The sequence below is a fragment of the Pandoraea sp. XJJ-1 genome (genome assembly GCF_026802345.1).
In the GTDB taxonomy this organism is placed as follows: domain Bacteria; phylum Pseudomonadota; class Gammaproteobacteria; order Burkholderiales; family Burkholderiaceae; genus Pandoraea; species Pandoraea cepalis.
Map to the genome: position 1 here is coordinate 4,883,401 of NZ_CP113827.1, position 13,209 is coordinate 4,896,609.

General features: G+C 64.1%; 14 protein-coding genes and 2 tRNA genes. 6 read left to right on the forward strand and 10 right to left on the reverse strand.

All coding sequences use genetic code 11. The features are described 5' to 3' along the window. Positions 1–43: 43 nt before the first annotated feature. From OYT13_RS22520 to OYT13_RS22535, 4 genes are all read right to left on the reverse strand, one after another. On the reverse strand, positions 44–1,225 hold the full coding sequence (locus OYT13_RS22520; RefSeq protein WP_017234645.1) for a DUF3734 domain-containing protein: 1,182 nt from the start codon (positions 1,223–1,225) through the stop codon (positions 44–46). A gap of 99 nt (positions 1,226–1,324) precedes the next feature. After that, positions 1,325–2,122 carry a 3-hydroxybutyrate dehydrogenase gene (locus OYT13_RS22525; protein ID WP_130027320.1) on the reverse strand — a complete coding sequence of 266 codons (798 nt, stop codon included), beginning with the start codon at positions 2,120–2,122 and terminating at the stop codon, positions 1,325–1,327. Positions 2,123–2,289: 167 nt separating this feature from the next. Further along, positions 2,290–3,957: an energy-dependent translational throttle protein EttA gene (ettA, locus tag OYT13_RS22530; RefSeq protein WP_017234643.1), complete on the reverse strand. Its 1,668-nt coding sequence runs from the start codon at positions 3,955–3,957 to the stop codon at positions 2,290–2,292. Between the two features lie 63 nt (positions 3,958–4,020). Further along, the gene (locus tag OYT13_RS22535; protein WP_017234642.1) at positions 4,021–4,368 is read right to left on the reverse strand and encodes a 2Fe-2S iron-sulfur cluster-binding protein; all 348 of its coding nucleotides are present in this window, start codon (positions 4,366–4,368) and stop codon (positions 4,021–4,023) included. Between the two features lie 168 nt (positions 4,369–4,536). On the opposite strand from OYT13_RS22535, the gene OYT13_RS22540 reads away from it, so the two are divergent. The 3 genes from OYT13_RS22540 (at position 4,537) to OYT13_RS22550 (ending at position 6,628) form a co-directional block, all read left to right on the forward strand. Then, positions 4,537–4,917, forward strand: a complete 381-nt coding sequence (locus tag OYT13_RS22540; RefSeq protein ID WP_017234641.1) for a nucleotide pyrophosphohydrolase — start codon at positions 4,537–4,539, stop codon at positions 4,915–4,917. Positions 4,918–5,104: 187 nt separating this feature from the next. Then, entirely contained in the window at positions 5,105–6,217 is a 1,113-nt protein-coding gene (locus OYT13_RS22545; protein ID WP_017234640.1) for a metallophosphoesterase, read from the forward strand. Between the two features lie 114 nt (positions 6,218–6,331). Then, positions 6,332–6,628: an acylphosphatase gene (locus OYT13_RS22550; RefSeq protein WP_026132080.1), complete on the forward strand. Its 297-nt coding sequence runs from the start codon at positions 6,332–6,334 to the stop codon at positions 6,626–6,628. A 319-nt stretch (positions 6,629–6,947) separates the two neighbouring features. On the opposite strand, the gene infA is transcribed toward OYT13_RS22550, so the two are convergent. After that, entirely contained in the window at positions 6,948–7,169 is a 222-nt protein-coding gene (gene infA / locus OYT13_RS22555) for a translation initiation factor IF-1 (protein ID WP_017234638.1), read from the reverse strand. 586 nt (positions 7,170–7,755) lie between these two features. Between infA and OYT13_RS22560 the strand changes: the two genes are divergently transcribed. Together OYT13_RS22560 and OYT13_RS22565 are read left to right on the forward strand one after the other, a co-directional pair. Next, positions 7,756–8,232 carry a CBS domain-containing protein gene (locus tag OYT13_RS22560; protein WP_017234637.1) on the forward strand — a complete coding sequence of 159 codons (477 nt, stop codon included), beginning with the start codon at positions 7,756–7,758 and terminating at the stop codon, positions 8,230–8,232. A 471-nt stretch (positions 8,233–8,703) separates the two neighbouring features. After that, the gene (locus OYT13_RS22565) at positions 8,704–9,243 is read left to right on the forward strand and encodes a glycine zipper 2TM domain-containing protein (protein WP_017234636.1); all 540 of its coding nucleotides are present in this window, start codon (positions 8,704–8,706) and stop codon (positions 9,241–9,243) included. Positions 9,244–9,334: 91 nt separating this feature from the next. Here OYT13_RS22565 and OYT13_RS22570 read toward each other — a convergent pair whose 3' ends face one another. The 4 genes from OYT13_RS22570 to OYT13_RS22585 form a co-directional block, all read right to left on the reverse strand. Then, positions 9,335–9,838, reverse strand: a complete 504-nt coding sequence (locus OYT13_RS22570; RefSeq protein ID WP_026132079.1) for a M48 metallopeptidase family protein — start codon at positions 9,836–9,838, stop codon at positions 9,335–9,337. A 106-nt stretch (positions 9,839–9,944) separates the two neighbouring features. Next, on the reverse strand, positions 9,945–10,163 hold the full coding sequence (locus OYT13_RS22575; protein WP_017234634.1) for a hypothetical protein: 219 nt from the start codon (positions 10,161–10,163) through the stop codon (positions 9,945–9,947). Between the two features lie 264 nt (positions 10,164–10,427). Next, positions 10,428–10,503, reverse strand: a tRNA-Glu gene (locus OYT13_RS22580). A 17-nt stretch (positions 10,504–10,520) separates the two neighbouring features. Beyond that, positions 10,521–10,596, reverse strand: a tRNA-Ala gene (locus tag OYT13_RS22585). A gap of 189 nt (positions 10,597–10,785) precedes the next feature. Here OYT13_RS22585 and OYT13_RS22590 point away from each other — a divergent pair. Continuing rightward, entirely contained in the window at positions 10,786–11,250 is a 465-nt protein-coding gene (locus tag OYT13_RS22590; protein WP_268566969.1) for a CreA family protein, read from the forward strand. A 30-nt stretch (positions 11,251–11,280) separates the two neighbouring features. Here OYT13_RS22590 and OYT13_RS22595 read toward each other — a convergent pair whose 3' ends face one another. Next, entirely contained in the window at positions 11,281–13,185 is a 1,905-nt protein-coding gene (locus OYT13_RS22595; protein WP_268566970.1) for a sigma-54-dependent Fis family transcriptional regulator, read from the reverse strand. Between the last annotated feature and the right edge of the window lie 24 nt (positions 13,186–13,209).

Consider the following 13,209-nt stretch of genomic DNA (forward strand, 5'->3'; position numbering starts at 1 on the left):
CCACAGGGGTAGTTCGAACGGGATGAGGCCCGTTAACGACGGGTCAGACGACTTCGTGACGATGGATGTCGTGCGTGACGAAGCCCGAGGTGTCGTCGGGCATGGACAGCCAGTCGGCATGCGTGAGCGTGCGGCGCACGTCGTCGAGTCCGCTTGCCCAGTGATCGAGCATGGTCGCGAGCCCGAACTGATAGTCCTTGTAGTGCCCCTCGTTTTCCTTGTTGCGATAGATGAGCTGGATGACGTTATAGCGCTTGCTGCAGGCGATCTCCTGCGCCGCGTGACACCACGGGTCGTGCGCGCGAACGTCGGCCGGCACACGCTCGAGCACTTCGCGCAACACGCGACGATAGTGCTGGGCGCGCTGCAGGTTGTCGGTCACCAAGCGCGTACGGCTCGAAAACTGGATGTCCTTCTGGCGGCCCGCGACATCGTTCAGATTGTCAGGCAGTGGCCCGCGCGCACTCCACAGATCCACCTGGAACGCGAGCGTGTCGCGGCGCGGCGACGTGCCGAGCACTTCCGAGAGCGGCGTATTCGACACAAGGCCGCCGTCCCAGAAATACTGTCCGTCGATCTCCACGGCGGGAAACCCCGGCGGCAAGGCCCCCGATGCCATGAAATGCTCCGCGCGCAGCTTTTCACGCGTGTTGTCGAAGTAGACGAAATTGCCCGTTTGCACATTGACGGCGCCCACGGACACGCGCGTCTCGCATGCATTGATTCGGTCGAAGTCGACGAAACGCTCCAGCGTGCCGCGCAGCGCCGAGGTGTCGTAGTAGCTTGCGTGCGCCGGGTCGCCCATCGCCGCGGGCAACGGCTGCGGCCAGCGTGGCGTGAAGAAGCCCTTCTGGCCTTCGGCGACGGCGCGCCATGCCTGCCATGCGCTGTAGGCGATGCGTCCCGTCTCGGGGCCATTGAGGATGGCCGCCTCCAGCGGTGCCGGCAACGGCGGGAAAACAGCGGGCTCGCAGATCGTGCGCCAGAACGCTTCGAGCTGTGCCACACGACGCTCGGGGGGATTGCCCGCGATGATCGCGGTATTGAGCGCCCCGATGGAAATGCCGGCAATCCAGTTCGGCGCGATGCCGGCCTCGAACAGACCGGCGTATACGCCTGCCTGATAGGCCCCGAGCGCACCACCGCCCTGCAAGACGAGCGCGACCGTCTCGTAAGGCGGGAGGTCGATGGCACGTTTGGGGACTTTCGGCGGGTTGGCCGTCATGACCGTTCTCCTGAAGCTTTCTGAGGCTGAATCGAGGCGCGACCGAACGGGACGGCGCCGGCGCATGACGCGGCCGGCGCCCCCCGCACCGTCCGCGCGTTACTGCATGAACCAGCCGTGGCTCACCACGAACGACTGGCCGGTGAATGCGGCCGTCGGGAATGTGGCGAGGAAGAGCGCGGTTTGCGCAACGTCGTCGACCGTGGTGAATACGCCATCGACCGTACCGCCGAGCATGACCTTCTTGATGACCTCGTCTTCCGAAATCCCCAATTCCTTGGCCTGCTCCGGAATCTGCTTGTCGACGAGCGGCGTGCGCACGAAGCCAGGGCAGATGACGTGCGAGCGCACGTTGTGCTTCGCGCCTTCCTTCGCGAGCACGCGCGCGAGCCCCAACAACGCGTGCTTGGCCGCCACGTAGGCCGACTTCAACGGCGACGCCTCGTGCGAATGCACCGAGCCCATGTAAATGACGATGCCGCCGCGGTCGTCCTTGTACATATGCTTGAGCGCCGCCTTGGTCGTGAGAAAGGCACCGTCCACGTGAATCGCCTGCATCTTCTTCCAATCGGCGAACGAATAGTTCTCGATGGGATTGACGATCTGAATGCCCGCGTTCGAGATCAGGATGTCGACCGACCCGAAGGTCGCCGCCACCTTGTCGATGCCGCTGTTCACCGCCTCTTCGCTGGTCACGTCCATCGCCACGCCAATGGCGCGGCCACCGGCGGCCTCGATTTCTTGCGCCACGGCGTCCGCGCCCTGCTGGTTCAGATCGGCAATGGCCACGGCCGCACCGGCACGCGCGAGCGTGAGCGCAATTTCGCGGCCGATGCCGCTGGCGGCACCGGTCACCACGGCGACTTTCCCATTCAACTGATTCACTGACTGGCTCATTTGCACACTCCTGATTCGTCAAAATGGCGGGTCATGCGGCGCACCGGGCGCCGGCATGGCACGTCGAACACGGGTAATGACAGCCGGCCTACTGCCACGCACTTGTCATGCGCTCGGCCGAACCGTCGTTCAAACAGAAAAGGCGCCTTGCGGCGCCCTCTCGTGCCTTACCGCGCGATCGGCTTGTAGCGGATTCGCGTCGGTTTTGCGCCCTCCTCGCCAAGGCGCTTCTTCTTGTCCGCCTCGTATTCCTGATAGTTGCCCGGGAAGAACTCGACGTGCGAGTCGCCTTCGAAGGCCAAAATATGCGTGGCGATACGATCGAGGAACCAGCGGTCGTGCGAGATGACCATCACGCACCCGGCGAACTCGAGCAGGGCGTCCTCGAGTGCGCGCAGGGTTTCGACGTCCAGATCGTTCGACGGTTCATCGAGCAGCAATACGTTGCCGCCGGAAATCAGCGTCTTGGCCATGTGCAGGCGCCCGCGCTCACCGCCCGAGAGCGACCCGACCTGCTTCTGCTGGTCAGAGCCCTTGAAGTTGAAGCGCCCGATGTAGGCGCGCGACGGCGTTTGATACTTGCCCACCGTCAGCATGTCGGCACCGCCCGCGATCTCTTCGAACACGGTCTTGCTGCCATCGAGCGCGTCGCGGCTCTGGTCGACATAGGCCATCTTGACCGTCGGCCCGATCTTGATCTCGCCGCTGTCCGGCTGCTCGCGGCCCGTCAGCATCTTGAAGAAGGTCGATTTACCGGCGCCGTTCGGGCCGATGATGCCGACGATAGCGCCCGGCGGCACGTTAAAGCTCAGGTCGTCGATCAGCAGACGGTCGCCGAACGCCTTCGACACGTGCTTGAACTCGACGACTTCGTTGCCCAGACGCTCACCCACCGGGATGAAGATTTCCTGGGTTTCGTTGCGCTTCTGGTATTCCTGGCTATTCAGTTCGTCGAACCGGGCGAGACGCGCCTTCGACTTCGCCTGACGGCCCTTCGGGTTTTGACGTACCCACTCCAGTTCCTTGTGCAGCGCCTTCTGACGCGCCGACTCGGTTGCCTCTTCCTGCTTCAGGCGCTGCTCCTTCTGGTCGAGCCAGGAGCTGTAGTTGCCCTTCCAGGGAATGCCTTGCCCGCGGTCGAGTTCGAGAATCCACTCGGCGGCATTGTCGAGGAAGTAGCGATCGTGGGTGACGGCCACCACAGTGCCCGGGAAGCGCGTGAGGAATTGTTCGAGCCAATCGACCGATTCGGCGTCCAGGTGGTTGGTCGGTTCGTCGAGCAGCAGCATGTCGGGCTTCGAGAGCAGCAGACGTGCCAATGCCACGCGGCGCTTCTCGCCGCCGGAGAGCACGCCGATCCTGGCGTCCCACGGCGGCAGACGCAGCGCGTCGGCGGCCACTTCCAGCGTTTGTTCGATGTTGTTGCCGTCGCTCGCGGCGAGAATCGCTTCGTACTTGGCCTGCTCGGCGGCGAGCGCGTCGAAGTCGGCGTCCGGTTCGGCGTAGGCGGCGTAGATTTCGTCGAGCTTCGTGCGGGCCTCGAAGACTTCGCCCATGCCGCCTTCAACGGCTTCACGCACGGTCTGCTCCGGATCGAGTTGCGGCTCCTGCGGCAGATAACCGATGTTCAGGTTCGGCATCGGGACCGCTTCGCCCTCGATCTCCTTGTCGACGCCGGCCATGATCCTGAGCAGGGTCGATTTGCCCGAACCGTTCAGGCCCAGCACGCCGATCTTGGCGCCTGGGAAGAACGACAGGGAGATGTCCTTGAGAATGTGACGCTTGGGCGGCACGATCTTGCCCACGCGGTTCATGCTGAATACGTACTGTGCCATTCGGCTTTCCTGATCCTGAATCGGTTATGTCGGCTCGGGGGCGAGCGTCAGATAGCGCCAAGTTTAACAAAGCGTGGCGTCGGGCGCGTCGATGACGAGGTCAGCACGGGCATAGGCGCAGCACGGCAGCAGCCATCCGTCGGTTTTCTCCTCGCGCGACAGCCCGGGCCACGCGATGCGGTAAGCCACCGGGGCGGGCTCGCCGCCGGTCTGGGCCCGGCAGAGACAGGCGCGGCAGGTGCCGTTGCGGCACAGGCTCGGCAGCTTGATGCCGGCGGATTGCGCCGCGAGCAGAATCGGCGTATCGGCCGGGGCGTCGAAGTGCCAGCCCGACGGCACGAGCGTGACGCGGCAGGAGACCGGCTCGGGCTTTGCGTCGGATGGCGCGGGGTCGGGCGTAAAACGGTCCAAGGGTGACGAGCTCGGGAGGGACAGGAACGAGGATGGTGCACGGCGCATCCAGCGCCAACGCGCTACCATACTCCGTTCGCACGGCTTTTTGTCGCGTTTGCCCAGTCCGCCGTCGGCCCGCCGGCTGCCGGTGGGTCGCCTCTGGACCTTCTCCGAACTTCGCACCCCATGACCGCTGCTCTGAACGAAGCTTCTGCACAAGGTAACGTCGACGCCCCCCACGCGCGTCTCATCGAGACGGCCGGACTGGAAACGGCTCTGCAGGCGTTCGCCGATGCGCGACACTGGCAGCAGTACCACACGCCCAAGAACCTCGCGATGGCGTTGTCCGTCGAAGTGGCAGAACTGGTCGAAATCTTCCAGTGGCAGACCGACGCCGAAGCCCGGGCCGTCATGCAGACGACCGAAGCCCGACACGTCGAGCAGGAACTGGCCGATATCGCCATGTATCTCGTGCGATTGTCGTCGGTCCTTGGTGTCGACCTGAACCGCGCCGTGGCAGACAAGCTCGTCATGAACGCGCAGAAATACCCGGCACCGCCTGCGTAATTCGTCTGCCGCCCTTGCGATTGCGACGCGCGCCCCGATAGTGAGCTCGTCCGCCCCCGAATTTCGAACAGTCAACGCCATGTCGCAAACCCCACACGCTTCAACCGCATCCCGACCCTCGCCAGACGCCGCCCAGGCGCACGGTAAATCGCCACGGCGCACATTGCCCGCGCGTCCGCGCTGGTTGATGCTCGCGCTCATCGCGCTGTTGCATGCTTACATTGGCTGGCGTTTGCTAACGCCGTTACCGGTCGCCGTCGGCTGGAAGGTGGTGGGCGGACTGTGGCTCGCCGCCTCGGTCGCGCTCATTCCGCTCGGCCTGATGAGCCGCGCGATCCAACGGGAGCCGCTCGCAACGCTGCTGACCTGGACCGGCATGACGGCCATCGGCATCTTCTCGACACTGTTCGTGCTCACGGTGCTGCGCGACGTCGTGCTCGGCGTGGCGATGCTCATCTCGGCACTCGACGCGCAACTCGTCGTCCGCTCGGCGGTGATCGTGCTGATGCTCACCGCCATCGCCACGTTGCTGGGCTTCTACAATGCACGACGCCTCGCGCGCGTGGTCGACGTGGACGTACCCATCGCCAACCTGCCACCCGAACTCCATGGATTCACGATCGTGCAGTTAAGCGATATTCATGTGAGTTCCACGATTCGCCGCAGCTATATCGAGGCCATCGTCGAGGCGGCCAACGACCTCTCGCCCGACCTCATCGCCATTACCGGCGACCTGGTCGACGGTGGGGTGCCCGCCTTGCGCGAGCATATCGCACCGCTCGCGCAGCTTGCCTCGCGCCACGGCACCTACGTGTGTACCGGCAACCACGAGTACTACTCGGGTGCGCCGGCCTGGGTCGAAGAATTGCGGCGCATCGGCCTGACGGTGCTCGAAAACGAACACGTGGTGCTCGCTCACGAAGGCGCGTCGCTGACTGTGGCGGGCGTGACCGACTTCACCGCGCACCATTTCGACCCGGAAAAGTCGAGCGACCCGCTCGCGGCCGTGGCCGGAGCCCCCGAAGGCGTGCCGCGTGTGTTGCTCGCGCATCAGCCACGCAGCGCGCCGGCGGCGCAGGAAGCCGGCTTCGACCTGCAACTCTCGGGACACACGCACGGCGGGCAGTTCTGGCCGTGGATGTACTTCGTGCCGCTGCAACAGCCTTACGTGCATGGCCTGCACCGGCTCGGCCGGCTGGCCATCTACGTCAGTCGGGGGACGGGCTACTGGGGGCCACCCAAGCGCTTCGGCGCCCCGTCGGAGATCACGCGTCTGCGGCTGGTCACGGGCAAGGACTGAGCGCGCGCACGGACAACCGGGCGGGCAAGCGTCAAACGATGGCGCTACAATCGCCGCTTCCCTGAAGGCTCGTCTTTCGAATCCTTGTCGTTGCTTTTTCCGCTGCTCGCCGCCATGAAGTCACTCTCACCCAGTTCCACGCTAGAAACCGTTGCCGTGCGTTTGCGCGGCAAGATTCAAGGCGTGGGGTACCGGCAGGCGGCCGTGCGCGAAGGGCACCTGATTGGCGTGCGCGGTTGGGTGCAGGCACTGCCCGAGGGCGACATTCTCGCGCTGGTGCAAGGCACGCCCGATCAAGTCGACAAAATGCTCGAATGGATGCGGCACGGCCCGCCTGGCGCGCGCGTGACGGCTTTCGAAAGCGAAGTGGAATACACGGGCCGCCGATTCGACCGCTTCGAGCAACTCTGACGGCACGACACCCGCGCACCGCCGGCCTCGCCTATGCCTCGCCTATGCCTCGCCTATGCCTCGCTGACGTCGGGCGGGTGCGAATGGCAGACGCTCGGGCGGCCGCTCAGGCAGCACGTTCTGCGAGCAATACGGGGACTATCCGGGCAACAACTCGGGAGGGGAAATCCGAGGGGGAATGTGAAGGGAAACGCGAGGGGAAATTCGGCAGAAAATGCGAAGTGATGGGCAGCGACCGACCGTCGGGTCGCCGCGCATCGCTTCCGTGCGCGTCGAGGCGATGCCTTGCGACGCGCAAAAGCCAGACGTTTTCGCTGACTTAATTCTTGTGACGATAGTTGATGCGGCCCTTGCTCAGGTCATAGGGCGACATTTCCAGCGTCACGCGGTCACCCGCGAGAATGCGGATGCGGTTCTTCTGCATACGGCCGCTCGCATATGCCATCACTACCACGCCGTTTTCGAGCGTGACGCGAAAGCGATTGTCCGGCAATACATCCGAAACGTGTCCGCTGAATTCGATCAGTTCTTCCTTGGCCAATATCGTGTCCTCTTGAGGGTACCGCTCGCGAGAGCGCAGCACCGATGTTACTGAAGGTTCGTTCGCCAATACCGTCGCCGCACCCTGGCGGTGACCGGGTGCACATCGAACGCCAAAAGGAGCCTACCCGGTGGACTGGCCATGACAGCATGGCGGTGCACCGAAACGCGGCGATGGTTCGAAGGAGCAAGGCACATTGCGGCAGTGCCACAATGACGAGCAGTGTGTGTCGGGAGGGCGAAGACCGTGGGGTCTGCGCCATCGGCACAGCGAGTGATCCGGCTCGCAAGACATGGTTGTCAGCGACGCCGATAAAGCTTTTCGCGATCGTCAGGCGATGATCGACGAATTTTCGCCGATCCCGCTAGGATACGCCTTTCTACGTTGCTCGTGGGAAAAAAATGGCATTCGGGCAACAATCTGGAGGGCCCCGGCCACCGCTGGGTTCCGCAATGCACAAAAAGTGGCCGGTCGTGGCGCCCGCGCGGGTCTGCCGCGCGCGGATTCACTCGGGGACAACGCGAACATGACGCGCGGTCCGCCCTCAACTATGCTGTAAGTACCCGCAGCCCGCAGGAGGATGACCATGAAAACAGTCGCTCAGATCCTGAAGTCCAAATCGGTCGACACGGTGTACAAGGTGCGCCCGTCCGATTCGGTACTCGATGCCTTGACCCTGATGGCCGAAGCACGCATCGGGGCGGTGCTGGTCAGCGAAGACGATCACACGATCGTCGGCATCTTCACCGAGCGCGATTACGCGCGAAAAGTCGCCCTCATGGGGCGCACCTCAGTCAATACCCCGGTGCGCGACGTCATGACCTCAGCCGTGCGTTACGTCGGCCCCGAGCAGACCAACGACGAATGCATGTCGCTGATGACAGAACATCGCATTCGTCACCTGCCTGTCATGAAAGACGGCGAACTGATGGGCCTGCTTTCCATCGGCGACCTGGTCAAGGCGATCATCACTGAACAGCAGTTCACCATCGACCAGTTGGAGAATTACATCATGGGAGGTGGCGCCGCGCTGGCGGGCCGCACACCGTCGCGGCCGAGCTGACCTGACGATCACGGCAGCGCAATCAGGGATACAGCGCCTCATTCGAGGCGCTTTTTTCGGGTCGCGCCTCAAAATGTCGGCACCCGCCCGCTCACGGGCAGGCCCGTGGCATCGTCGCCTCGGCGGTCAGGAGCGGCCGCCCCCCCTGTTGGATAACGACCTCAAACAGCGCTCAAATCGTAAATCGTTAGTAAGTTCCCACTTTTCGTGACGCATGTGCAGAACATGCCCGCATGCCTCGTCTGGCGAGACGATAATCGATGGGCGCCCCGAAAGGGCGACAATGCGCCTGAAACCGTCGTCGCGGTACGCGCCACGCCATTACAAACGCTTACCTTTTCTTACAGCACAAAGGTCTGCGGAACCCTACATTCCGCGTCGTGGTCGCAATAGACTCACCACAGGGTGCGCAGTGTCACCGCGAACGTCGGTGATGGCGCATTTACCTCACGCTCACGAGGACGAACCAAAATGAACATCAAGACACTTACGGGAATCAGCGCGGCACTGGCCGCCCTCATGCTGGCCGGTTGCGTTGCACCGGGCCCGCAGTATGGGTATCAGCAACAGGGATACCAGCAGGGCTATCAGCAACCGGGGTATCAACAGGGCTATCAGCAGCAGCCGGGCTACCAACAGGGGTATCAGCAGCCGCAACAGCAGCAGATTCCGGGAGCACTGTATGGCCGCGTCGAATCGATCGAGCAAGTGAACGGCGCCAATAACAGCCCGAACATCCTCGGGACGGTGCTCGGCGGCGCGGCGGGCGGCCTGCTCGGCAATACGATGGGCGGCGGGCGTGGGCGCACTGCGACCACCATCGGGGGTGCCGTGATCGGCGCCATCGCCGGGAATCGCATCGAGAACGGCATGGGTCAGCCGAACGTGCTGTACCGCATTACCGTGCGCCTGGACGACGGTCGCGTCGCGACGGTCACGCAAGCGCCGCCGCTGCGCGTTCAGCAGGGCCAGCGGGCTGCCGTCGCGAACGATATGGTGTATCCGTACTGATCGCTCGCGCGTTATAGCAACGGCAATCGCCAAAATCAACGCCCGCCGGTGTCATGCCGGCGGGCGTTGTCGTTTGACCCGCGCGCAATGCTCAATCGTCAGCGGGTGAGGCCGCCTCGATCTCGCGCCGAACGAGAAACAGCCGTGTATCGAACTCGAGTTGACGGTACCGAGGCTCCATAAACTCGCACAGGCGATAGAAGGCCTTGTTGTGGTCGCTTTCCTTGAGGTGCGCGAGTTCGTGCACGACGATCATGCGCAGAAACTCGGGCGGGGCTTCGCGGAACAATGAGGCGACCCGAATCTCCTTCTTGGCCTTGAGCTTTCCACCCTGCACCCGCGAAATCGCCGTGTGCAGCCCCAGCGCATGATGCACGACGTCGATCCTGGCGTCGTAAGCGACTTTGTGGATGGGCGGTGCGCTGCGCAAGTAGTCCTGTTTGATTTGCGCCGTGAAGTCGTACAGCGCGCGGTCCGTCTGCACGGTGTGGCGCTCGGGATAGCGCCGGTCAAGATGCGCGGCCAGCTGGCCCGCGTCGATCAGTTCGCGCACTTGTGCCAGCACGCCCGCCGGATAGGCCGCAATGAAGCGCATGGGGTCCTTCGGCGCGGGACGCCACGGCGTGAGCACGGATGTCATGGGTGGCACACCCCGCCGGCTCGGGCCGCACTGGCGGCACGCACAATGCGGGGCGCAGCGCTCAATGGTGATGGTGATGCGACCATAGCGGGTCCATCGAGTCGACGAACGACGCCACTGCGCTCTTGTCGCCCGTGGCATGACGCATCAACTGACCGCACTTGCACCAGCCCTGATACGGCGTGATGTGCGAACACGCGGTCGTCTTCTGCAGATACAACGTGACCGGCTTGGCGCACTGGGTGCACTTGAACTTGAGAGTGAGGGCAGGTTTGCTCATGAGGAATTCACCACGGCGCGCGTCGACATGGCGTGCGCAAAGCCGGTATTGTACCGGCAACGCCCGCTGATCCCCTGACACCGGGCAACGGCCGCGGCCTGCCGCACACGGCGGCGCACGTCGCCATCTTGCCGCCCTTCGCGAAAGACCGTCCGTAAACGCAAGAAGCCGGATGTCGTGAAAGACAGCCGGCTTCATGATGCGATTTGCCGAATCTGACGCCGGCGGGCGTCGATGTGTCGATGTCACACCGCTGCCGTGAGATGGCGTCCCCTAGGGGATTCGAACCCCTGTACTCACCGTGAAAGGGTGATGTCCTAGGCCTCTAGACGAAGGGGACGTAAACCGTCATTCGTTTGGTGGAGGTAAGCGGGATCGAACCGCTGACCTCTTGCATGCCATGCAAGCGCTCTCCCAGCTGAGCTATACCCCCGCGCGAAGAGGCGTGACTATAGCGCATTTGATCGCGACCGGCAACTGCTCGACCCCAGCACGGCAGGCGCCCTGGCAGGATGTTGAAGATCGCGCGACGCGGGTAGAATCGGCCGCACGGCGCCCGACTCGGGCGACGCGTGGCGGATGCGGTCGCAGCCGCCGTAGACTCCTGACGGAAGACATTCTCATGAAGAAAGCCGCCGCCCTGGCACTGATGGTCGCCACGAGTTGGGCGCATGCCGAGAAGATCGGCGACGTCGATACCGCGTTCAAGCTCGTGGGGCCGGATCACAAGATTGTCGTCGATGCCTATGACGATCCGAAGGTACATGGCGTGACCTGCTACGTGTCGCGCGCAAAAACCGGTGGACTCAAAGGCCTGGTCGGGCTTGCGGAAGACAAGGCGGAAGCCTCGATTGCCTGTCGCGCGGTCGGGCCGGTGTCGTTCGAAGGGCCACTGCCCAAGAAGGAAGAAGTCTTCTCGGAAGGCCTGTCTCCGCTCTTCAAGAAGCTGCGCATCGTGCGCATGGTCGACAAGGCGCGCAACACACTCGTCTATCTCACCTACTCCGACAAGCTCATCGACGGCTCCCCGCAGAACAGCGTGACCGCCGTTCCCGTGGATCGCGCAACGCCGATCCCGATGAAGTGAATGCCCCGCTCGGCGGCTGCGCGACCGGTGTTATCCGCGCAGCAGGCCGAATCGCTTCAACTTTCGATAAAGCGTATTCCGACTCACGCCGAGCTTGCGCGCTGCGGCACTGACCTGCCCCTGACAGGCATCAAGTGTTGTGCGCAACGCCTGGCGTTCCGCCGCTTCCAGGGGCGCCTCCGCCGGCGGGTCGACCGGGGGAAGCCCCGATGCGTCGCGCAATGCGTCCGGCAGGTCGTCCAGCGTGATGACGCCGCGCTCGCTGAGCGCGACCAGCGTTCGAATCACGCTGCGCATCTGACGCACATTGCCGGGCCACGGATACGCGCACAGCCGATCCCGCGCGGCGTCCGTCAGGCCGATGGGACCTTGAGGGCAGGCCTGCGCCAGCAGCGTGTGCATCACGTCGACTTTGTCGTCGCGCTCGCGCAGCGACGGCACGCGAACCTCGAGGCCACTCAACCGATAGAAAAGATCTTCGCGGAACTGCCGCTCGGCAATCCGTTCGGACAGATCTCGGTGCGTTGCACTGAGCACGCGAATATCGAGCGGCACCGGTTCGCCACCGCCGAGCGGCGACACCCTGCGGTCTTCGAGCACGCGCAGCAAACGGGTTTGCATGGCGAACGGCATATCGCCGATTTCGTCGAGAAACAGCGTGCCGCCGTTGGCTTGCCATAGCTTTCCGGCCATCCCTTCCTTGCGCGCCCCGGTAAAGCTGCCGCCCACGTAGCCGAACAGTTCGCTCTCGATCAGCGACTCCGGAATCGCCGCGCAATTCAACGCCACGAACGGGCCGCTGGCCCGTGCGCTTGCCGCATGCACGGCGCGCGCGAAGACTTCCTTGCCGCTGCCGGTCTCACCGCGAATCAGCACCGGCACGTCATGCGCGAAAACGCGGCACGCACGCGAAAATTCACGCGCCAGCACCGGATCGGAAAACGGCTCGACCGCCGCCTCATGCGGCACGCTCACCGCACGCGTTGCCCGGCGCGCCGCACGCAACGGCGAACGCACCATCGCCACCAGCGCCTCGCCCGTATGCGTCCGAATCGGCCAGCACGCACTCGGCGCCGGATGCGCTTGCGCGAGCAGGGTGTCGAGCGCTTGCGCGAACCATCGATCCACGCGCGTGCCCACCAGCGCGTCGCGCGTCGCGCCGAGGCGATTCAGTGCGCTCTGATTGGCAGCGAGAATATGGCCGGCGTCGTCGAACGCAAGCAATGCTTGCGCGAAGTCACCCAAATGGTCGCCAGGTTCCTGCAACTGCAGCAGCCACTCGTCGCGATAGTGCTGGAAAAAATAGTCGCGCTCCACGACTTTGGCCGACAGGTTCACGAGCGCCAGCGTATGAAACTGGCTTTGCCGGGTCTCATCGGCGCTCGTCGACGAGACATCGATCACGGCAAGCAAGTCCCCCTGCGGCGCGAAGACAGGGCTTGCCGTACAGGTGAGCGGCGTGTGCAGCGCGCGGAAGTGATCTTGCTGGCAGATGATGACGGGCGCGCGCTCGACCACGCAGGTACCGATGCCGTTGGTCCCTTCGCACGACTCGCTCCAGTCGGCGCCCGGCCACAAGCCTGCGCGGTGGAAGTCGTCGCGCGTGTCGTCGTGCAGCCGGGAGTCGACGATCACGCCGTCAGGGGCCGTGAGCAGCACGGCCTGGCGCGGATTCATCAACTGACGCTGCAAACGCTCGAGCACCGGCATGGAGACATGACACAGCCGCTCCATCGCGCTGCGCCGCTCACGCAGTTGCGACGACGCCAACACCCGCGGCGTCATGCGCGCCCCCGGATCGAGCGCGTAGGTGTCGAGACATCGGCGCCATGAACTCGCGATGTTCGGGTCCGTCGCCGTCGCGACGGACGACAGGTGACCTTGTACGACATCCTGCACACGACGCGCGTGCGCGGATTCTGTCTTGGCTGGCATTGGTCGTCTCCCCCGTGCCGGATG

Coding starts and splice junctions, on each gene's coding strand:
- OYT13_RS22545 (WP_017234640.1), top strand. CDS start 5,105: ATGCTCGCGCTCATCGCGCTGTTGCATGCTTACATTGGCTGGCGTTTG.
- OYT13_RS22575 (WP_017234634.1), bottom strand. CDS start 10,163: ATGAGCAAACCTGCCCTCACTCTCAAGTTCAAGTGCACCCAGTGCGCC.
- OYT13_RS22595 (WP_268566970.1), bottom strand. CDS start 13,185: ATGCCAGCCAAGACAGAATCCGCGCACGCGCGTCGTGTGCAGGATGTC.
- OYT13_RS22570 (WP_026132079.1), bottom strand. CDS start 9,838: ATGCGCTTCATTGCGGCCTATCCGGCGGGCGTGCTGGCACAAGTGCGC.
- OYT13_RS22525 (WP_130027320.1), bottom strand. CDS start 2,122: ATGAGCCAGTCAGTGAATCAGTTGAATGGGAAAGTCGCCGTGGTGACC.
- OYT13_RS22540 (WP_017234641.1), top strand. CDS start 4,537: ATGACCGCTGCTCTGAACGAAGCTTCTGCACAAGGTAACGTCGACGCC.
- ettA (WP_017234643.1), bottom strand. CDS start 3,957: ATGGCACAGTACGTATTCAGCATGAACCGCGTGGGCAAGATCGTGCCG.
- OYT13_RS22550 (WP_026132080.1), top strand. CDS start 6,332: ATGAAGTCACTCTCACCCAGTTCCACGCTAGAAACCGTTGCCGTGCGT.
- OYT13_RS22590 (WP_268566969.1), top strand. CDS start 10,786: ATGAAGAAAGCCGCCGCCCTGGCACTGATGGTCGCCACGAGTTGGGCG.
- OYT13_RS22560 (WP_017234637.1), top strand. CDS start 7,756: ATGAAAACAGTCGCTCAGATCCTGAAGTCCAAATCGGTCGACACGGTG.
- OYT13_RS22565 (WP_017234636.1), top strand. CDS start 8,704: ATGAACATCAAGACACTTACGGGAATCAGCGCGGCACTGGCCGCCCTC.
- OYT13_RS22520 (WP_017234645.1), bottom strand. CDS start 1,225: ATGACGGCCAACCCGCCGAAAGTCCCCAAACGTGCCATCGACCTCCCG.